The organism is Duganella sp. Dugasp56, from assembly GCF_047304105.1.
Classification (GTDB): Bacteria; Pseudomonadota; Gammaproteobacteria; order Burkholderiales; family Burkholderiaceae_D; genus Rugamonas; species Rugamonas hordei.
In genome coordinates this window covers 158892-177872 of the sequence record NZ_JBGLYQ010000009.1, presented here as the reverse complement: position 1 = coordinate 177872, position 18981 = coordinate 158892, and the positions used below count along the sequence as shown (strand labels likewise).

Annotated in this window: 17 protein-coding genes and 1 riboswitch; of the genes, 10 read left to right on the top strand and 7 right to left on the bottom strand. The window is 66.0% G+C overall.

The window, feature by feature from the left end; all coding sequences use genetic code 11:
• Positions 1 to 127 precede the first annotated feature (127 nt).
• The 3 genes from ACCD07_RS08655 to ACCD07_RS08645 form a co-directional block, all read right to left on the bottom strand.
• On the bottom strand, positions 128 to 568 hold the full coding sequence (locus ACCD07_RS08655) for a DUF2147 domain-containing protein (RefSeq protein WP_176654777.1): 441 nt from the start codon (positions 566 to 568) through the stop codon (positions 128 to 130).
• Positions 569 to 647: 79 nt separating this feature from the next.
• Positions 648 to 1391, bottom strand: a complete 744-nt coding sequence (locus tag ACCD07_RS08650) for a DUF2334 domain-containing protein (protein WP_413447093.1) — start codon at positions 1389 to 1391, stop codon at positions 648 to 650.
• A gap of 25 nt (positions 1392 to 1416) precedes the next feature.
• Positions 1417 to 2541, bottom strand: a complete 1125-nt coding sequence (locus ACCD07_RS08645) for a glycosyltransferase (protein WP_413447092.1) — start codon at positions 2539 to 2541, stop codon at positions 1417 to 1419.
• A gap of 159 nt (positions 2542 to 2700) precedes the next feature.
• Here ACCD07_RS08645 and ACCD07_RS08640 point away from each other — a divergent pair, with 159 nt between their 5' ends.
• Both ACCD07_RS08640 and ACCD07_RS08635 read left to right on the top strand, forming a co-directional pair.
• Positions 2701 to 3327, top strand: coding sequence for a transcriptional regulator (locus ACCD07_RS08640; RefSeq protein WP_176654775.1), 627 nt, complete (start codon positions 2701 to 2703; stop codon positions 3325 to 3327).
• 18 nt (positions 3328 to 3345) lie between these two features.
• Positions 3346 to 4314: a threo-3-hydroxy-L-aspartate ammonia-lyase gene (locus tag ACCD07_RS08635; RefSeq protein WP_353399505.1), complete on the top strand. Its 969-nt coding sequence runs from the start codon at positions 3346 to 3348 to the stop codon at positions 4312 to 4314.
• Here ACCD07_RS08635 and ACCD07_RS08630 read toward each other — a convergent pair whose 3' ends face one another.
• Positions 4315 to 5919 carry a phytoene desaturase family protein gene (locus tag ACCD07_RS08630; protein WP_413447091.1) on the bottom strand — a complete coding sequence of 535 codons (1605 nt, stop codon included), beginning with the start codon at positions 5917 to 5919 and terminating at the stop codon, positions 4315 to 4317. It lies immediately after the preceding gene.
• Positions 5920 to 6042: 123 nt separating this feature from the next.
• Between ACCD07_RS08630 and ACCD07_RS08625 the strand changes: the two genes are divergently transcribed.
• On the top strand, positions 6043 to 6468 hold the full coding sequence (locus ACCD07_RS08625) for an Lrp/AsnC family transcriptional regulator (RefSeq protein WP_413447090.1): 426 nt from the start codon (positions 6043 to 6045) through the stop codon (positions 6466 to 6468).
• A gap of 56 nt (positions 6469 to 6524) precedes the next feature.
• Here ACCD07_RS08625 and ACCD07_RS08620 read toward each other — a convergent pair whose 3' ends face one another.
• Entirely contained in the window at positions 6525 to 9320 is a 2796-nt protein-coding gene (locus tag ACCD07_RS08620) for a valine--tRNA ligase (RefSeq protein ID WP_413447089.1), read from the bottom strand.
• 199 nt (positions 9321 to 9519) lie between these two features.
• Between ACCD07_RS08620 and ACCD07_RS08615 the strand changes: the two genes are divergently transcribed.
• Complete coding sequence (locus ACCD07_RS08615) at positions 9520 to 11064, top strand: M20/M25/M40 family metallo-hydrolase (protein ID WP_413447088.1); 1545 nt, start codon at positions 9520 to 9522, stop codon at positions 11062 to 11064.
• A gap of 77 nt (positions 11065 to 11141) precedes the next feature.
• Positions 11142 to 11957, top strand: coding sequence for a crotonase/enoyl-CoA hydratase family protein (locus ACCD07_RS08610; RefSeq protein ID WP_413447087.1), 816 nt, complete (start codon positions 11142 to 11144; stop codon positions 11955 to 11957).
• Here ACCD07_RS08610 and ACCD07_RS08605 read toward each other — a convergent pair.
• The gene (locus tag ACCD07_RS08605) at positions 11943 to 12455 is read right to left on the bottom strand and encodes a helix-turn-helix domain-containing protein (RefSeq protein ID WP_413447096.1); all 513 of its coding nucleotides are present in this window, start codon (positions 12453 to 12455) and stop codon (positions 11943 to 11945) included. The genes ACCD07_RS08610 and ACCD07_RS08605 overlap by 15 nt on opposite strands.
• 186 nt (positions 12456 to 12641) lie before the next feature.
• On the opposite strand from ACCD07_RS08605, the gene ACCD07_RS08600 reads away from it, so the two are divergent.
• Positions 12642 to 13538 carry a sterol desaturase family protein gene (locus ACCD07_RS08600; RefSeq protein WP_413447086.1) on the top strand — a complete coding sequence of 299 codons (897 nt, stop codon included), beginning with the start codon at positions 12642 to 12644 and terminating at the stop codon, positions 13536 to 13538.
• Between the two features lie 29 nt (positions 13539 to 13567).
• Here the strand turns inward: ACCD07_RS08600 and ACCD07_RS08595 are convergent, their stop codons facing one another.
• Positions 13568 to 14791: a DUF4382 domain-containing protein gene (locus tag ACCD07_RS08595; protein ID WP_176654766.1), complete on the bottom strand. Its 1224-nt coding sequence runs from the start codon at positions 14789 to 14791 to the stop codon at positions 13568 to 13570.
• Between the two features lie 238 nt (positions 14792 to 15029).
• Positions 15030 to 15135: riboswitch (TPP riboswitch) on the top strand.
• A 73-nt stretch (positions 15136 to 15208) separates the two neighbouring features.
• On the opposite strand from ACCD07_RS08595, the gene thiC reads away from it, so the two are divergent.
• Genes thiC through thiD form a run of 4 tightly spaced genes read left to right on the top strand, consistent with a single transcriptional unit; the run spans position 15209 to position 18975 of the window.
• Entirely contained in the window at positions 15209 to 17125 is a 1917-nt protein-coding gene (thiC, locus tag ACCD07_RS08590; protein ID WP_176654765.1) for a phosphomethylpyrimidine synthase ThiC, read from the top strand.
• 7 nt (positions 17126 to 17132) lie between these two features.
• Positions 17133 to 17336, top strand: coding sequence for a sulfur carrier protein ThiS (gene thiS, locus ACCD07_RS08585; RefSeq protein ID WP_176654764.1), 204 nt, complete (start codon positions 17133 to 17135; stop codon positions 17334 to 17336).
• Between the two features lie 29 nt (positions 17337 to 17365).
• Complete coding sequence (locus tag ACCD07_RS08580; protein WP_413447085.1) at positions 17366 to 18151, top strand: thiazole synthase; 786 nt, start codon at positions 17366 to 17368, stop codon at positions 18149 to 18151.
• Between the two features lie 53 nt (positions 18152 to 18204).
• On the top strand, positions 18205 to 18975 hold the full coding sequence (thiD, locus tag ACCD07_RS08575; RefSeq protein ID WP_413447095.1) for a bifunctional hydroxymethylpyrimidine kinase/phosphomethylpyrimidine kinase: 771 nt from the start codon (positions 18205 to 18207) through the stop codon (positions 18973 to 18975).
• Positions 18976 to 18981 lie beyond the last annotated feature (6 nt).

Below are 18981 nucleotides of genomic sequence, written 5' to 3'. Positions count from 1 at the left end.
CCCCCGGGCGCGGTTTGGGCCGGTGGCGCTAATCGCTTTTACGGGGTGTAAAATTTTGTAAAAAAAAAACACCCGCGCCGGGCGCCCCCCCCCACCCCCGGGGGCCCAGGAGAGTGGGGGGGGCGGCTTATTCCTGGCGCAGCCACACTTGCGAGCGGCCCAGCATCGGCACGCCGATGTAGCCGCGCACGCTGAGTTTCTTGCCGCCGTCGGTCAGGTGCATCTTGCTGCGGTAGACCTTGCCGTTGTCGGGGTCGAGGATTTCGCCGCCGGCGTATTCGTCGCCATCCTTCTTCAGGCCGTTCATGATGACCATGCCGACGATGGGCTGGTTCTTGCGCGCGTCGTCACACTTCTCGCACTTGGGATTCTGGTCTTCGCCGGGGGCGCGGAACAGCTGTTCGATCTTGCCTTGCAGAACGCCGTTGCCTTCGGTGATGCGGATCAGCGCCTTCGGCTTGCCGCTGACGTCGTCGATGTTTTTCCACAGGCCGACAGGCGAGCTGTCGTCGGCAAAGGCCGGGGCGATGGATAGTGCCGCAGTGATGATCAGTGCGAGGAATTTCATGAGGGGTCTCCGGGTTTGTTTTTGGTTTGGACTTTCATTATACGAACTGGCGGACGCGTGAGCGCAGCCGCCTGATCGATTAGAGTCCGCCGTCGAAAATGGCCTGGTTGGCGAAGTCTGTCTTGGTCAGCGGCTCGTGAGTTGCCAGCAGCGAGGCCATCGTGCGCTGCATGTGGCGCAGCAGCGCCGGATGGTGGGCGTCGCGCGGGTGCAGGCTGAACCGCACCAGCTGCGCCGGCGCCTGACGCGTCGCTGCCGACACCGCGATGCGCGACAGGAGCCGGCCGGCGGCGTTGCGGGTCGAGTACATCAGGCTGGTCGCAGGCAGCGACATAGGCCGCTCGCGCAGCAGATGAAAATGCCGCAGCGTGGTGGTGTAGAGCAAGCCGCTGTCGCGCAGCGCGGCCCAGGCGCCGTCGCTCAGCAGCCAGGCCGGCGCCACGAAGCCATGCAGCGGCCAGCGGCGCCGGGAAAAATAGGCCATGCCCAGCGCCAGCCGGCGCTGTGCCTGCTGCGTGCTCAGCGCCGCGAACTCGCCTTCGCCTTGCGTGAACAGGTGCCGCCAATACGCCTCGGACAGGTTGCGCGGCGGCGGGCCCCGGTCCAGGTGGGTGTACCCATGCAGCGCCAGTTCATGGCCCTGCGCCAGCACCTGCTCGATGGCCGTCTCGTATTCCCGCGCGCCGCACAGCGGGTCGCTGCGCCGGCCGTGATAGCACGGCACCACCAGCCAGGTCAGCGGAATATCCGCCACCGCGCGCAACGCCTGCCACAGGCGCAGGCAGTCTGGCCACGTGGCTGGCGCCACGTCATGGATCGACACGCACAACGCGTGCCGGATGGGCTGCTCAGCGGCCGACACTGGCGCTGCCCGGCTCGCGCAGGGCATGGTAGTGGTCCAGCAGATGCGGCAGCACCCGGTTCCAGTCGTAGTGCGTGCACGCCGTGCGGCGGGCGCGCTCGCCCATGCCGGCCAGGTCCCCGGCGTACAGCGCGTCGATGCCTTCCGCCAGGCTGCTCGCGCTGTTCGGCTTGACCACCACGCCGGTCCCCGGAGCGACCAGTTCCCCGATGCCGCCGGCGCTGGTGACCACGGCCGGCAGGCCACAGGCCATCGCCTCGAGCACGATCAGGCCGAAGGTCTCGCTGTCGCCGGCATGCACCAGCGCGTCGCAGCCTGCCAGCAGCCGCGCCAGCGCCCGCGGGTTGGTCTGGAACGGCAGCACCGACACCGGCCCGCTGCGGCGCGGCGCGCGTCCGCCGACCATCAGCAAATGGTAGGGCGCGCCGAGTCGCCTGACGGCGGCATCCAGCAGGTCGAGCTTTTTGGTACTGTTGAAGCGGCCGGCGTACACCAGCAGCCGGGCCGACGCCGGCAACCCGAGGTCGGCGCGCAGGTTGCCGTGCGCGCGTTGCGGATGGAAGATCACGGTGTCGATGCCCAGCGGCTGCTGGTGCGCATGCAGGCCGAGCGTGGCCAGGCGCCGCACCATGGCCGCGCTGGGCGCCAGCAGCAGGTCGCAATGGCGGTACAGCCGGCGCACGTATTGCTGCGCCATCCGCCCGGCGGCGCTGCCAAAGCGCTTGCGCACCAGTTGCGGCAGGTCCGAATGATAGAAGCCGACCAGCGGCACGCCGAGCCGCCGCGCCGCGTGCACCGCGGCCCAGCCGCAGGGACCTGCGTCGCCGGTTTCGATCAGGTCCGGCTGCAGCCGCAGCAACACCCGCGTGACCGCTTCCGCCGAGCGCGGCATGCGGTAGCCGTGCAAGCCGGGCAGCGCGATGCCGGGAAGCGCCACCGTGTGCGGCGGGCCGGCCTGGGCGACCGCGCCGGCGTGCGGCGGCAGGTTGGGGCTGGCAATGGTATGGCGCATGTCCGCCCGGCCCGCCAGCCAGCGCGCCTTGGCGTCGAGGTAGGTGGTGATGCCGCCGCCGCCACCGCCATAGAACATCGTCACGTCGACCACATGCATATCTGCCTCGGATAGAGTCGTGCTGAGAGGATGATATGTCAGCAAACGCCTGGCGGCGCAGCGGCACGCGGCCAAAAGCGGCGCTCCTACAGCATGCGGCGCCGCCATCCTACATCGCCGAAATTACACTTATTGTCTAAAATAAGATAATATGTGCAAATGAAAAAGACAGCCGAACAGAAAAATCTGCTGGAACAGATGAAGCAGGTCGCCGATGGACTGGGCCAGACGCTGGCGCCGTTCTGCGAAGTGGTGCTGCATGACCTGCTCGATCCCAAGCACACGATACTGGCGATCCACAACAATATGTCCGGGCGCAGCATCGGCGCGCCGGCCACCAAGCTGGGGCTGGCGCGCATCGCCGATCCCGAATTCGCGCAGGTGATCGCCAACTATCCGAACACCTTTCCCGACGGCCGGCTGGCGAAAAGCACGTCGGTCGGCATCAAGGACAGCGAGGGCCGCTACATCGCCGCGCTGTGCATGAATGTGGACCTGACCGTGTTCCGCAGCCTGAACACCTTGCTGACGCAATTCAGCAGCGTCAACGCGGAAGCGGCCGTCAGCGAGACGATGGAGCCGACCGGCGCCGACGCCATCCGCATCCGCATTGACCAGTTCGCGGCGCGCCTGGGCTCGACGCCGCGCGCGCTGAAGGCCGACGAGCGCAAGGCCTTGATGCGCGAACTGAAAGACGCCGGCCTGAGCGACGTGCGGCGCGCGATGGAGATCGTGGCCGCCTACCTCAACGTATCCCGCGCGACCGTCTACAACGACGCGCGCTAATTCATCCATAGGAGCATCATGAGCGAATTGAAACTGCCAACTTACGCCGATGTGGTCGCCGCGTCGGAACGCATCGCCGGCCACGCGCACCGCACGCCGGTGGCCACCTCGCGCACCGCCAACGAGGAACTGGGCGCCGAAGTGTTCTTCAAGTGCGAGAACCTGCAGCGCATGGGAGCGTTCAAATTCCGCGGCGGCTACAACGCGCTGGCGAAGTTCGACGCGGCGCAGCGCAAGGCCGGCGTGGTGGCCTTCTCGTCGGGCAATCACGCGCAGGCGATCGCGCTGTCGGCCAGGCTGATGGGCATTCCGGCCACCATCGTCATGCCGCTCGATGCGCCGGCGTCGAAGATCGCCGCCACGCGCGGCTACGGCGCGCAAGTGGTGACCTACGACCGCTACACCGAGGACCGCGAACAGATCGGCCGCGACCTGGCGCAGAAGCATGGTCTGACCCTGATCCCGCCGTACGACCATCCGGACGTGATCGCGGGGCAGGGCACGGCGGCCAAGGAATTGCTGGAGGAAGTCGGGCACCTGGATGCGCTGTTCGTTTGCCTGGGCGGCGGCGGCCTGCTGAGCGGCTCGGCGTTGGCGACGCGGGCGATTTCGCCGTCGACCAAAATCTACGGCGTGGAGCCGGAAGCGGGCAACGACGGCCAGCAGTCGTTCCGCAGCGGCAGCATCGTGCATATCGACACGCCGAAGACCATCGCCGACGGCGCGCAGACTCAGCACCTGGGCAACCTGACCTTCCCGATCATCCAGCGCGACGTGGACGATATCCTGACGGTGAGCGACGAGCAGCTGCGCGCCGAGATGCGCTTCTTCGCGGCGCGCATGAAGATGGTGGTGGAGCCGACCGGTTGCCTGGGCTTCGCCGCCGCGCGGGCGATGAAGGACAAGTTGCAAGGCAAGCGGATCGGCGTGATCATCAGCGGCGGCAACGTCGACATCGAACGCTACGCCGCGCTGCTGGCAGAATAATCACGCATACTTCTTCAACTTGAAGTCGCGCAGCACTTCGTGCGCGGCGTTGTGCCCCGGCGCTCCGGTCACGCCGCCGCCGGGATGGGTGCCGGCGCCGCAGGTGTACAGTCCGGCGATCGGGCCGCGATAGTCCGCATGGCCCAGCATCGGCCGCGCAGAGAACAGCTGGTCCAGCCCCAGCGCGCCGTGGAAGATGTCGCCGCCGACCAGCCCGAAGGTGCGCTCCAGGTCGAGCGGACTCATGATCTGACGGCCCAGCACCGAGCCCTTGAAATTGGGGGCGTAGGTGTTGACGGTGTCTATCATCAGGTCGGCGACGGTGTCGCGGTGGTCGTCCCAGCTGGCGCCGTCGGGCAACTGCGGCGCGACGTGCTGGCAGAACAGGCTGGCGACATGCTGGCCGGACGGCGCCAGCGTCGGATCCAGCGTGGAAGGGATCAGCACTTCGACGATAGGCTTGCGCGCCCAGCCGAGCGCGCGGGCGTCATGGTAGGCGCGCTCCATGTAGCCGAGGCTGGGCGCGATGATGATGCCGCTGCCGTGATGCTCGGCCATCGTCTTGCCGGGCAGGCAGCTGAAGTCCGGCAGCTCCGACAGCGCGACGTTCATGCGGAAGGTGCCCGAGCCGCAGCGCCAGCCCTCCATGCGGCGCAGGAAATCGCCAGGCAGGGCGGCCGCGTCGACCAGCGTCGTGTACAGCAGGCGCGGATTAAGGTTGGACACTACCACCCGCGCATCGAGCCGCTCGCCTTTCGAGGTGACGACGCCGACCGCGCGGCCCTTATCCAGCAGCACCTCCCGCACGCCGCAGCCGGTGCGGATCTCGACCCCGAGCGCCTCGGCCGACCTGGCCATCGCCTGCGTGATGGCGCCCATGCCGCCGATGGCATGGCCCCAGGCGCCTTTTTTCCCGTTCACCTCGCCGAACACATGATGCAGCAGCACATAGGCGGAGCCCGGCGTGTACGGACTGGCGTAGTTGCCGACGATGCTGTCGAAGCCGTAGGCGGCCTTGATCGGCGCGCTTTCGAACCAGCCGTCCAGGTAGTCGCCGGCCGATTTGGTGAACAGGTCGAGCAGTTCGCGCTGGGTGGCGAGTGGCAGCTTGCGCATGCGGTTGCCCAGGCTGCCGGCCTTGATCAGTTCGGGCAGGGCGCTGAGCCAGTTGCCCTGGACCAGGTTGGGCGGCGTCTGCAGCACCGTGTCGCGCAGCAGTTCGGCCGCGGCCTCCAGATGTTCGCCATACGCTTGCAGCCGGTCGGCGTCGCGTCGGGAGAATTTCGCCACTTCGGCGGCGGTCTTGCCGGGGCCGATCTTCAGGTAGCGGCCGTCATCCAGCGGAAGGAAGTTCGATAGCGGGCGCTCGACGACCTGCAATCCGTGCCTGGCAAGTTCCATGTCGTGGATCACCTTGGGATTGAGCAGCGACACCGTGTACGCGGCCACCGAATTGTGAAATCCCGGGTGGAATTCCTCGGTCACCGCCGCGCCGCCGACCACGGGGCGCCGCTCCAGCACGGTGACCTTCAGGCCGGCTTTTGCCAGATAGTGAGCACATACAAGGCCGTTGTGGCCGCCGCCGATAATGATCACGTCGCGCATCAAATCTCTCCAAAAACACAGGGATTCCATTGTGCGGACGGCGTCGGCAAATTGCATTGCACAGGCAGACGAATTGCATGAAAATACTGAGCAAAATGACGAAGGTATCGGCAAAAGGAAAAAATGGACGACATCGATCAGCAACTGCTGGCGCTATTGCGCGAAAACGCGCGCGCCGCGACGACCGAGCTGGCACGCAAGCTGGGGCTGTCGCGCACGACGGTGCAAAGCCGCATCGACCGCCTGCAGCGTTCAGGTGTTGTAATCGGTTATACGGTGCGCACCAGCGCGGACTATCAGGCGGGACTGGTGCGCGCGCTGGTGATGATCACGGCCACGCCGAAACTGACGCCCGGCATTGAAAGCGCCCTGCGCCGGATTGCCCATGTGCGCACGCTGCATTCGGTGAACGGGATCTACGATTTCATCGCCGGCGTTGAAGCCGGTTCGGTGGAGGAGCTGGATGGCGTGGTCGACCGGATCGGCGCGCTGGATGGGGTGGAGCGGACCACGACGTCGATCCTGATGACGACCCGCATCGACCGCTAGCCAAAAAAAAGCCGCGCGGCTTGCACCGGGCGGCTTTTGCTTTGCAGCGGAACTTGTCAGGCGGCTGGCAGCTTGGCGAACTGCTCGCGCATCTTGTCCAGCGTGGCGGAGAAGTTGGCCACGCGTTCCTTCTCCTGCGCCACCACCTCGGCTGGCGCGCGGGCGACGAAGCTTTCGTTCGACAGCTTGCCGTTGGCCTTGTTGATCTCGCCTTCGACGCGGGCGATCTCCTTGGCCAGGCGCTCACGCTCGGCCTTGACGTCGATCTCCACCTTCAGCATCAGCTTGGTCGTGCCGACGATGGACACGGCGGCCGGCGATTCCGGCAGCGCGTCGACGATCTGCACCTCGGCCAGCTTGCCCAGCGACTGGATGTACGGCGCGAACAATTCCATCGCCGCCTTGTCGGCCGCATTGCCCGCCTCGACGATCAGTGGCACACGCAGCGACGGCGCCAGCTGCATTTCGCCGCGCAGGTTGCGGGTGGCGTCGGTCAGCGACTTCAGCTGCTGCATCCAGGCTTCGGCCGATTCATTGATGTTGGCGGTGTTGGCGATCGGGTACGGCTGCGTCATGATCGAGTCGCCCGTCTTGCCGGCCAGCGGCGCGACGGCTTGCCACAGCGCCTCGGTGACGAACGGAATGACCGGATGCGCCAGGCGCAGCACCACCTCCAGCACGCGCAGCAAGGTGTGGCGGGTGGCGCGCTGCTGGCCTTCGGTGCCGCTTTGCACCTGCACCTTGGCCACTTCCAGGTACCAGTCGCAGTACTCGTCCCAGACGAATTTGTAGATGGTCGAGGCGATGTTGTCGAAGCGGTAGTCCTCGAAGCCCTTGGCCACGTCCAGCTCGGCCTTCTGCAGCAGCGAGATGATCCACTTGTCGGCGTTCGACAGGTCCGCCTCATTCGCGGAGCAATCCTTGCCTTCGGTGTTCATCAGCACGAAACGGGTCGCGTTCCACAGCTTGTTGCAGAAGTTGCGATAGCCTTCGGCGCGGCCCAGGTCGAAGTTGATGTTGCGGCCCAGCGAGGCGTACGAGGCCATCGTGAAGCGCACCGCGTCGGTACCGTAGGCGGCGATGCCTTCCGGGAACTCCTTGCGCGTGGCCTTGGCGATCTTCTCGGCTGCTTTCGGATTCATCAGGCCGGTGGTGCGTTTTTCCACCAGCGCGTCGATGCCGATGCCGTCGATCAGGTCGATCGGGTCCAGCGTGTTGCCCTTGGACTTGGACATCTTCTGGCCCTGCGAGTCGCGCACCAGGCCGTGCACGTACACGGTCTTGAACGGCACCTGGCCGGTGAAGTGCGCGGTCATCATGACCATGCGCGCCACCCAGAAGAAGATGATGTCGAAGCCGGTCACCAGCACCGACGACGGCAGGAAGGCCTTGATGTCGGGCGTTTCTTCCGGCCAGCCCAGGGTCGAGAACGGCACCAGCGCGGACGAGAACCAGGTGTCGAGCACGTCGTTGTCGCGGCGCAGCGGGCCGGTGCTGCCCTTGGCGGCCGCTTGCGCGATCGCTTCGGCTTCGGTCTTGGCGACGAAGATGTTGCCGGCGTCGTCGTACCATGCTGGGATCTGGTGGCCCCACCACAGCTGGCGCGAGATGCACCAGTCCTGGATGTTGTTGAGCCACTGGTTGTAGGTGGTGCTCCAGTTTTCCGGCACGAACTTGATCTCGCCGCTGGCGACCTTGTCCAGCGCGGTCTCGGCGATCGACTTGCCCGGGAAGAAAGTGCCTTCCGGCGCCGGCTTGCTCATGGCGACGAACCACTGGTCGGTCAGCATCGGCTCGATGACCACGCCCGTGCGGTCGCCGCGCGGCACCATCAGCTTGTGCGGCTTGACCTGTTCCAGCAGGCCTTGCGCTTCCAGGTCGGCGACGATCTGCTTGCGCGCAACGAAGCGGTCCATGCCGCGATAGGCTGCCGGCGCGTCGTCGGCGATCTTGGCGTCCAGGGTCAGGATAGACGGCATCGCCAGGTTGTGGCGCTGGCCGACGGCGTAGTCGTTGAAGTCGTGCGCAGGGGTGATCTTGACGCAGCCGGTGCCGAACTCCTTGTCGACATACGAGTCGGCGATGATCGGGATTTCGCGGTCCGACAGCGGCAGCTTCAGCATCTTGCCGACCAGCGGCAGATAGCGCTCGTCGGTCGGATCGACCGCCACGGCGACGTCGCCCAGCATCGTCTCGGGACGGGTGGTGGCCACGGTCAGCGAACCGCTGCCGTCGGCCAGCGGGTACTTGATGTACCACATCGAGCCGTCTTCCTCTTCCGACACCACTTCCAGGTCGGAGACGGCGGTGCCCAGCACCGGGTCCCAGTTGACCAGGCGCTTGCCGCGGTAGATCAGGCCCTGCTCGTGCAGGCGGACGAAGACGTCGGTGACGACTTTCGAGCGCGGCTCGTCCATCGTGAAGTATTCGCGCTTCCAGTCCGGCGAGGCGCCCAGGCGGCGCATCTGGCCGGTGATGGTGGAGCCGGATTTCTCTTTCCACTCCCAGACTTTTTCCACGAACTTCTCGCGGCCCAGGTCGTGGCGCGAGATTTTCTGCGCGTCCAGCTGGCGCTCGACGACGATCTGCGTGGCGATGCCGGCGTGGTCGGTGCCCGGGATCCAGGCGGTGTTATGCCCCAGCATGCGATGGTAGCGGGTCAAGCCGTCCATGATGGTCTGGTTGAATGCATGGCCCATGTGCAGGGTGCCGGTCACGTTCGGCGGCGGCAGCTGGATGCTGAAAGAAGGTTTGCCGGCGTCGAGGGTGGCGGTGTAGTAACCGCGCTGTTCCCACTCGGTACGCCAGAATTGTTCAATGTCGGCAGGCTCGAAAGACTTGGCTAATTCCATGATTTGGCTGATTTATTTTAGAAATGCGTTTGCGAAAACAGCCATTATAGATGACGCGGCAAGCCATGCGCGCATCGGCGTTTGTTAAACTCCGGACATTTCCCGTCACATTGTCGAATTTTGCAAGATTTTTGACTCGTGGCCGCCAAAAGCATACCGTTTCCGATCCCAATAATTTTTTGATAACACGGAGACGGAAATGACCACACGACTCATTGCTGTGCTGATCGCAGGCTTATTCGCCGGCGCATCGGCTTCCGCGCTGGCCCAGTCCAACAAGGTCTGGATCAGCGTCGGCGACGCCGCGTACGCGCAATTGCAGAAGGCGGCGCCGCAGGCGGTGGCCCGCGAAAGCCGCGCCACCCTGGCCGGACAGGAGAAAATCCATCTGGTCGAAATCGACGAGCGGCAGATGCTGGCGCTGTCGGCCGCCGTGCACCGCGAACTGCACCGCTGCGGCGGCTTCATGTTCCACGCCAGCGAGGCGGCCGGCATCGCCGCGCTGACGCCGTCCAAGACCCGCACCACGCTGGCGGGCCTGGCCGCGGCGCGGCCGTCGTATGCGATCGACCAGCAAAGCGTGGTCAATCCCATGCTGGCCCAGATGCAGGCAAGCAACATCGGCCAGACCATCATCGACATGTCGTCCTACGCCAACCGCTATTACACGACCAACAACGGCGTCAACGCGTCGAACTGGCTCAAGCAGCGCTGGACCACGATGGCGGCCGGCCGCAGCGACATCGCCGTGACCCAGTACACCCACTCGGCCTATCCGCAAAAGTCGGTGATCCTGACCATCACCGGCACCGACAACCCGAACGAAGTGGTGGTGCTGGGCGGCCACCTCGATTCGATCAACCAGGCCGGCACCAGCGAGACCACGAAGGCGCCCGGCGCCGACGACGACGCCTCCGGCATCGCCAGCATGACCGAGATGCTGCGCGTGATGATCGCCAGCGGCTACAAGCCGCGCCGCACCATCAAGATGATCGGCTACGCCGCCGAGGAAGTCGGCCTGCGCGGCTCGCAGGACATCGCCCAGAACCACAAGGCCAGCAACGTCAACGTGGTCGGCGTGATGCAGCTCGACATGACCAACTACAAGGGCTCGGTCAACGACATCTACCTGTACACCGACTACACCGACAGCGCGCAGAACACCTTCGTCGCCAACCTGATCACGACCTACCTGCCGACGCTGAAGATCGGCTACGACAAGTGCGGCTACGCCTGTTCCGACCATGCGTCGTGGACCTCGGCCGGCTACTGGTCGTCGATGCCGTTCGAGGCGGCGATGGGCGAGGACGATCCCTACATCCACACCGCCAACGACACCTACGCCAACAGCGGCAACCAGGCCGACCACGCGCTCAAGTTCGCGCGCATGGCGCTGGCCTACGCGGTGGAGCTGGGCAGCGACGGCGCCGGCGTGACGCCGCCGGCCGAGCGCACCGAGACCTTCACCGGCAGCCTGGCCAGGGGCCAGACCCGCGCCTACGGTCCTTACCAGGTGGCCGCCGGCGGCAGTTTCAGGGCGGCGCTCAGCGGCACCGGCGACACCGACCTGTATGTGCGCAAGGCCGGCGCGGCGACCACCAGCAGCTACGATTGCAAGTCCGACGGTCCGACCAGCACCGAGAGCTGCACCGTGTCGTACGCCGCCAACGGCAACGCCTATGTGCTGCTGAACGGCTATGCGGCGTCGAGCTACACGCTGACCTTGACCTACCTGCCGCAATAAGGGCGCGGGGGGCGGGCTTTGCTGGGCGGGCCGCCGCATCTGGAGTATGCTTTCGCCATCATTCAAAGGAGACAGCAATGCCCAGTTTTGAAACCGTGACCGTCGGCGTCGAAGACCATATCGCCACCGTGCGCCTGAACCGCCCGGAGAAGATGAACGCGATGAACCTGGCGATGTGGAACGATATCCGCAGCGCCTTCCAGTACATCGATGCGACGCCGGAGATCCGGGTGGCGATTCTGGCGGGCGAAGGCAAGGGCTTCACCGCAGGCATCGACCTGCAGATGATGATGGGCCTGGGCGCGCAGATCCGCGACGACTGCGACGGCCGCACGCGCGAGAACCTGCGCCGCGTGATCCTCGACCTGCAGGATACGCTGACCAGCCTGGAGCGCTGCCGCAAGCCGGTGCTGGCGGCCGTGCACGGCGCCTGCGTCGGCGGCGGCATCGACCTGATCTGCTGCGCCGACATGCGCTACTGCTCGGCCGATGCCTGGTTCACCATCAAGGAAATCGACATCGGCATGACGGCCGACGTCGGCACGCTGCAGCGCCTGCCCAAGCTGATCGGCGACGGCATGGCGCGCGAGCTGGCCTACACGGCGCGCAAGGTCGATGCCGCCGAGGCGAAGGACATCCGCCTGGTCAACCGCGTGTTCGACTCGCCGGAAGCCTTGCGCGACGGCGTGCGCGCCATCGCCGCCGACATTGCCGCCAAGGCGCCGCTGGCCATCCGCGGCGTGAAGGAAATGATCACCTACGCCCGCGACCACACGGTGGCCGACGGCCTGAACTACAACGCCACCTGGAACGCGGCCATGCTGATGTCGGCCGACCTGCAGGAGGCCATGATGTCCGGCATGAGCAAGCGCCCGCCTTCATTCAAGGATTGAACCCGCGGCTGCGCCCCCCAGCGCGGCCAGGGCCAGTTCGTCGAGCTCGCGCCGCATGTCGTCGATCGACGGCGGCTCGGGCGCGTCCACCCACCACGCCATCGCCTCGACGATGCCGCCAGCCACGAACATGGCCACCCATGGATGCGCGGCGGCCGGGTGCCGTCGCCGTTTGAGTTCGATCACCACCAGCTGGAACACCATGTGCCGGAAGCGGCGCGCCACGCCGTGCCCGCTGCGGCGCCCGATGGCTGCCCTGAACACGTCGCGCTGTTGTGCCATGTGGCTCAGCAGGCCGGCCAGAAAGTGGCAGCCGGCATGTTCCGTGTCCGCCCCCTGCGCGGCGATCATGTCGCGCAACTCGTTCAGGCCTTCGGACAGCAGGTCCTCCTTGCTCTGATAGTGCACATAGAAGGTCGAGCGGCCCACGTTGGCACGGTCGCAAATCTCCTGGATGGTCAGCTCGTCCCAGCCACGCAGAGCCATCAAGTCCAGCATCGCGTCGCGCAGTGCTGCCTTGGTTTTGAGGACGCGGCGGTCCGGTGCTGGTGTGCTGTCGGTCATGGCGTTCCTGGACATAAAGCGGGTGGATGTCTGCTAACGGACACCGCCCCGGCCTTCGCGCTGTCGCGGCGAAGAACTGTGGGCGATCATGAACACGTGTCCATTACAGGAGTGTAGTCCATGTCCGATCCCTTTGTGCCCGTGCGGCCTTTCGCCGCGTCCCGCCCGAACTGGCGGTGCTATCTGTTTTATCCGCTCGCCCTGGCCGCCACGCTGGTTTTCATCCACGCCGCGGTCGGCGGCCGGCTCGGGCCGCTTGGCCAAGCCTATCCGGTTTATCTGCTGACCCTGATCGCCACCATGGTGGCCCTGGAGCGACTCGCGCCGATGCGCAGCGAGTGGAACATGACCCGGGCATCGTTCCTGCGGCGCGATTTGCCGATGCTGGTCGTCAACGGCGCGACGATTGCCGCGACCACGCAGGCCGTGACCTGGCTGGCCGGTCGTCACGCTGGGCTACCGCTTCATCACAGCGCGCTGCCCTGGCAGGTGGAAGCGGTCTGCGCGGTGCTGATGTCGGATTTTCTCTGGTACTGGCTGCATCGCTACAGCCATGAAGGGCGGGGCTGGCTGGGCCGCTGGCTGTGGAAGACCCATGCGGTCCACCATCTGCCTGGCGAGGTGTACGTGTTCATGCATGTGGTGGGACATCCCATCAACAGCGCCTACGTCCGCGTGCTGCTGATGCTGCCGGCCATCCTGTTCGGCTTTTCGCCGGCGGCCGTGTTCGCCGCCTCGGCGTTCAATGGCTTCCAGGGGCTGGTGTCGCACTTCAACGTCGATGCCAGGGCGGGATGGTTCAACCGCTTGTTGATCGGCACCGAGCTGCACCGTTTTCATCACAGCGCCAACCTGGATGAGGCAGGGAACTATGGCGCCACCGTCTCGATCTGGGACCAGCTGTTCGGCACCTTCCGCTTGCCGGGTACGGCGCCGGAGCGGCTGGGCGTGGCGGACCGCGAGCAATACCCCGGCGACCGCCAATTGGTCAGGTTGCTGGGCTTGCCCTTCCGGTAGAAGGGCAAGCCCGGTTCGCCTCCCGGCGCTTATGGCTTCAGGTTGAAGTTGACGTTGCTTTGATTGAGCAGCGAGATGTCGACCAGCGGCAGGCTGGCCGTGGTGTAGCCCTCGGCGGAGGCCTCGACCATGTATTTGCCCGCGCCCGGCAGTACGGTGGCGGCGCTGGCGAATTGCAGCGGCAGCGTGGCGCTGTACACCGCGTATTGCGGCGCGCCGACCGGCAGGCCGCTCAGCGTGTAGCTGCCGCTGGCCAGGTCGGCGCCCTGGTATTTGATCGTGACCGTCGGCCCGGCCACGAAGCTCTGCTTGGCGGCGACGTAGGCGGTGGCGGTGCTGCTGGCCGGCGTCAGCGTGACGGTGCCGCCGATGCTGCCGGTGGCGGTGGCCGGCAGCGTGATCGGCGCGGCGGCGGTGCTGATGGCGACCGTGGCCGAGGTGCTGGTCACCGGCACTGTGCCGACCACGGCGGCGGCGCGGCTGTCGGCCGTGACCACCACGTCGTAGTTACCCAGCGGCAGGCGGCTGAGCGCGAACTCGCCAGTGGTGGGATTGGGCGTGGTGGCGCTGACGATGGCGCCGCTCTGCTGCGCCGACACCATCACGTGGCTGGCCAGCAGCGCGGTCGAGACGAAGCCGCCGATGCCGTTCAGCGTGGTCGGGATCACCTTCACCACCGGTTTCAGCGCGTACTTGCCGTTGCCCTTGGTGACGATGGATTTGCAGGCGTCGAAGTCCAGCACCAGGTCGACGCGCTGGCCTGCGGCGACATCGAAGGCGTTGATCAGCTTGATGCCGCTTTGCACCGCGCTCGGCGTATCCAGCGATTGCTCGGTGGTGCTGCCGCTGACGACGACGGAGTTGGCCAGTCCGTTGCCGGTGTTCGGGTCGAGCACCAGCCGCAGTTGCGTGTAGTGGCCGGCGGTCAGCGCGGTTTGTCCCAGCGCCTCCAGCGTGCCGTTGGTCAGGGTCAGCAGGTTGATCTTGCGGGCCGGGTTCAGTGTGATGTCGGTCCAGCCGGCATCGGTGTCGCTGGCCGAGCTGCTCTGGTTGACGCGTACCTTGTTGACCGTGACGTTGACGGCATCGAAGCCGCAAGACGGCGCGTCCGTCATCGACACGGCCAGCGTGCCCATGGTGACTGGGGGGGCGGTATCGCCGCTGCTGCCGCCACCGCCGCCGCAGGCACTCAGGCCGGACAGGGACAAGGCCGCGGCGGCGGCAAGATAGATGGATGGGCGTGCTGGTTTCATGATGGGTCTCCCGATAATCGCGCGTCTGGCGCTTGTTGTGGCGACGCGGTGTCGCTGTGCGGATAGTGTGAGTTCTTTCTAGAAACTTTTATGTGCGATGCCGAACATAGCGCGCGCCTCTTACATTTGTTACACCTCGGCTCGCTTGAATCCGCACGCAGGGTATTTTCTGTGCCGAGGAAGAATCGGTTGTTGTAATTCCCAAGGCAAGGTTATAATCGTCGCGCTGCCGCAAGGTGGCAAACGCTAGGGGTCCTGCAAATCGCACAGCGAGGCGCGGGTGAGAAATACCCTCCGAACCTGATCTGGATAATGCCAGCGAAGGGAAGCTTAGGACATCGCCGCCACACATCGCCGTATCCGTGATGGGCAAGTCCAACCTCCTTTGCTGGCTCCTGTAGCTAACAAAGGAGCCAAATGAACGCCAACGCCAAATTCCTCTCCGCCACCGCCACGGTGGACGAGGCAGCCATCAAGCCTTTACCCAATTCCCGCAAGGTCTACGTTCAAGGCAGCCGTCCCGACATCCGCGTGCCGATGCGCGAAATCACCCAGTCCGACACGCCGGCATCGTTCGGCTTCGAGGCCAATCCGCCGATCTACGTCTACGATACCTCCGGCCCGTACACCGATCCCGACGCGGTGATCGACATCCGTTCCGGCCTGGCGTCGACGCCGCGCCTGCCGTGGATACTGGAGCGCAACGACACCGAGGAACTGGACGGTCCGACCTCCGAATATGGCCAGGCGCGCCTGGCCGATCCGGCGCTGGCCGAGCTGCGCTTCAACCTGCACCGCAAGCCGCGCCGCGCGCGCGAGGGCAAGAACGTCACGCAGATGCACTACGCCCGCCAGGGCATCATCACGCCGGAGATGGAGTTCGTCGCCATCCGCGAAAACCTGCGCCGCAAGGAATACCTGGAGAGCCTGAAGACGTCCGGCCCGATGGGCCAGCGCCTGGCCGACCTGATGGGCCGCCAGCATCCGGGCCAGTCGTTCGGCGCCAGCATCCCGGCCGAGATCACGCCGGAATTCGTGCGCGAGGAAATCGCCCGCGGCCGCGCCATCATCCCGGCCAACATCAACCACCCGGAAATCGAGCCGATGATCATCGGCCGCAACTTCCTGGTCAAGATCAACGCCAACATCGGCAACTCGGCCGTCACCTCGTCGATCGGCGAGGAAGTGGAGAAGATGACCTGGGCCATCCGCTGGGGCGGCGACAACGTCATGGACCTGTCCACCGGCAAGCATATCCACGAAACGCGCGAATGGATCATCCGCAACAGCCCCGTACCTATCGGCACCGTGCCGATCTACCAGGCGCTGGAAAAGGTCAACGGCAAGGCCGAGGACCTGACCTGGGAAATCTACCGCGACACGCTGATCGAGCAGGCGGAGCAGGGCGTCGACTACTTCACCATCCACGCCGGCGTGCTGCTGCGCTACGTGCCGATGACGGCCAAGCGCCTGACCGGCATCGTCTCGCGCGGCGGTTCGATCATGGCCAAGTGGTGCCTGGCGCATCACAAGGAATCGTTCCTGTACACGCACTTCGAAGAGATCTGCCAGATCATGAAGGCCTACGACGTGTCGTTCTCGCTGGGCGATGGCCTGCGTCCCGGCTCGATCTACGACGCCAACGACGAGGCGCAACTGGGCGAACTGAAAACCCTGGGCGAGCTGACCCAGATCGCCTGGAAGCACGACGTGCAGGTGATGATCGAAGGCCCCGGCCACGTGCCGATGCAGCTCATTAAAGAGAACATGGACCTGCAGCTGGAGCAGTGCCACGAAGCGCCGTTCTATACGCTGGGCCCTTTGACCACCGACATCGCGCCCGGCTACGACCACATCACCTCCGGCATCGGCGCCGCGCAGATCGGCTGGTACGGCACGGCGATGCTGTGCTACGTCACGCCCAAGGAGCATCTGGGCCTGCCCGACAAGAACGACGTCAAGGACGGCATCATCACCTACAAGATCGCCGCCCATGCTGCCGACCTGGCCAAGGGCCATCCGGGCGCGCAGATCCGCGACAACGCGCTGTCCAAGGCGCGCTTCGAATTCCGCTGGGACGACCAGTTCAACATCGGCCTCGACCCGGACAAGGCGCGCGAGTTCCACGACGAGACCCTGCCCAAGGATTCGGCCAAGGTGGCGCACTTCTGCTCGATGTGCGGTCCGCATTTCTGCTCGATGAAGATCACGCAGGAAGTGCGCGAGTACGCGGCGGCCAACGGCATGTCCGACGGCGCGGCGCTGCAGCAGGGCATGCAGGTCAAGGCGGTGGAGTTCATCAAGAGCGGCGCCGAGCTGTATCGCAAGCTGTGAGGCCGGCATGATAGAGATTGAACTCAACGGCGCGCCGCACGCGGTGCCGCCGAGGCAGACGCTGGATCAACTGGTCGATGCGCTGTCGTTGACGGGGCAGGCGCTGGCGCTGGCGGTCAACCGCTCGGTGGTGCCGCGCCAGCAGTGGCCGCAGCGCGAGCTGCAGCCGCAGGACAAGGTCGACATCGTGCGCGCCATCGGCGGCGGTTGATCGGCAAGGAACTTGAATAAGGAACGGACATGAGCAATCAAGACCTATTGACTATCGCAGGCAAGACCTACACATCGCGGCTGCTGGTCGGCAGCGGCAAGTACAAGGACCTGCCGCAAACCCGCGAGGCGACCGACGCCGCCGAAGCGGAAATCATCACCGTGGCGATCCGCCGCGTCAACATCGGCCAGGATCCGAAGGCGCCCAGCCTGCTGGACGTGCTACCGCCGTCGCAATACACCATCCTGCCCAACACGGCCGGCTGCTACACCGCCAAGGACGCCATCTACACGCTGCAGATGGCGCGCGAGCTGTTGAACGGCCACAAGCTGGTCAAGCTCGAAGTGCTGGGCGACGAGAAGACGCTGTTCCCGCACATGCCGGAAACGCTGATCGCCGCCGAGGCGCTGGTCAAGGATGGCTTCGACGTCATGGTCTACTGCAGCGACGATCCGATCCAGGCCAAGATCCTCGAGGACATCGGCTGCGTGGCGGTGATGCCGTTGGCCTCTTTGATCGGTTCCGGCATGGGCATTTTGAATCCTTGGAACCTGTCGCTGATCATCGAGCAGTCCAAGGTGCCGGTGCTGGTCGACGCCGGCGTCGGCACCGCGTCCGACGCCGCCATCGCGATGGAGCTGGGCTGCGACGGCGTGCTGATGAACACCGCCATCGCCGGCGCGCGGGATCCGGTGCGCATGGCGCGCGCCATGAAGCTGGCGGTGCAGGCGGGCCGCGAGGCCTACCTGGCCGGCCGCATTCCGCGCAAGTTCGCGGCCTCGCCGTCGTCGCCGATGGCCGGCCGGCTGTCGTGAGCGCGACGCTGCAGGCTGCGGACAAACGGCCTTGCGTGCTGGTGTTCGCCGGGATGGATCCGTCCGGCGGCGCCGGCGTCGCGGCGGACCTGCAGGCCGTCGCCGGGCAGGGCGCGCATGCGCTCACCGTCGTCACCGCGCTGACGGTGCAGGACAATGACCGCGTCCACGGCGTGCAGCCGGTCGACAGCGGCATGGTGCTGCGCCAGGCGTGGACGCTGGTCGAGAAGATGGCCATCGGCGCGGTGAAGATCGGCATCCCCGGCAGCGCTGCCAATGCGCTGGCGATCGCCGAGGTGATCGTGCACTTGCGCGGCCGCCAGCCGGACCTGCCGGTGGTGCTGGATCCGGTGCTGGCCAGCGGCCATGGCGACCTGCTGTCGCGCGACAACGCCGTGAAGGCACTGGCGCCGCTGCTGGCGCTGGCGACGGTGCTGACGCCGAACGGGCCGGAAGCGCAGGCGCTGACGGGCGAAGCCCAGCCGGCCGCCCAGGCGCAGGCGCTGCTGGCGCGCGGCTGCCGCCATGTGCTGATCACCGGCGGCCATGCCGACGGCGACGAAGTGGTCAACCGCTGGTTCGGCCCGTCCCACGGCGCCGTGCGCGCCGGCGATGCCGAGCGCGAATGGCGCTGGCCGCGCCTGGACGGCGGCTTCCACGGCAGCGGCTGCACGCTGGCATCGGCCATCGCCGGCCAGCTGGCGCTGGGCGCGCCGACCGCCGGCGCGCTGTCGCTGGCCCAGCAATACACCCACGGCGCGCTGCGCGACGCCTACGCGGTGGCCGCCGGCCAGCGCATTCCGCTGCGCTCACCCCTAACCTGAGAGGGC

Coding starts and splice junctions, on each gene's coding strand:
- ACCD07_RS08655 (WP_176654777.1), bottom strand. CDS start 568: ATGAAATTCCTCGCACTGATCATCACTGCGGCACTATCCATCGCCCCG.
- ACCD07_RS08645 (WP_413447092.1), bottom strand. CDS start 2,541: ATGCATGTGGTCGACGTGACGATGTTCTATGGCGGTGGCGGCGGCGGC.
- ACCD07_RS08640 (WP_176654775.1), top strand. CDS start 2,701: ATGAAAAAGACAGCCGAACAGAAAAATCTGCTGGAACAGATGAAGCAG.
- ACCD07_RS08635 (WP_353399505.1), top strand. CDS start 3,346: ATGAGCGAATTGAAACTGCCAACTTACGCCGATGTGGTCGCCGCGTCG.
- ACCD07_RS08630 (WP_413447091.1), bottom strand. CDS start 5,919: ATGCGCGACGTGATCATTATCGGCGGCGGCCACAACGGCCTTGTATGT.
- ACCD07_RS08625 (WP_413447090.1), top strand. CDS start 6,043: ATGGACGACATCGATCAGCAACTGCTGGCGCTATTGCGCGAAAACGCG.
- ACCD07_RS08620 (WP_413447089.1), bottom strand. CDS start 9,320: ATGGAATTAGCCAAGTCTTTCGAGCCTGCCGACATTGAACAATTCTGG.
- ACCD07_RS08615 (WP_413447088.1), top strand. CDS start 9,520: ATGACCACACGACTCATTGCTGTGCTGATCGCAGGCTTATTCGCCGGC.
- ACCD07_RS08610 (WP_413447087.1), top strand. CDS start 11,142: ATGCCCAGTTTTGAAACCGTGACCGTCGGCGTCGAAGACCATATCGCC.
- ACCD07_RS08605 (WP_413447096.1), bottom strand. CDS start 12,455: ATGCTGGACTTGATGGCTCTGCGTGGCTGGGACGAGCTGACCATCCAG.
- ACCD07_RS08600 (WP_413447086.1), top strand. CDS start 12,642: ATGTCCGATCCCTTTGTGCCCGTGCGGCCTTTCGCCGCGTCCCGCCCG.
- ACCD07_RS08595 (WP_176654766.1), bottom strand. CDS start 14,791: ATGAAACCAGCACGCCCATCCATCTATCTTGCCGCCGCCGCGGCCTTG.
- thiC (WP_176654765.1), top strand. CDS start 15,209: ATGAACGCCAACGCCAAATTCCTCTCCGCCACCGCCACGGTGGACGAG.
- thiS (WP_176654764.1), top strand. CDS start 17,133: ATGATAGAGATTGAACTCAACGGCGCGCCGCACGCGGTGCCGCCGAGG.
- ACCD07_RS08580 (WP_413447085.1), top strand. CDS start 17,366: ATGAGCAATCAAGACCTATTGACTATCGCAGGCAAGACCTACACATCG.
- thiD (WP_413447095.1), top strand. CDS start 18,205: ATGGATCCGTCCGGCGGCGCCGGCGTCGCGGCGGACCTGCAGGCCGTC.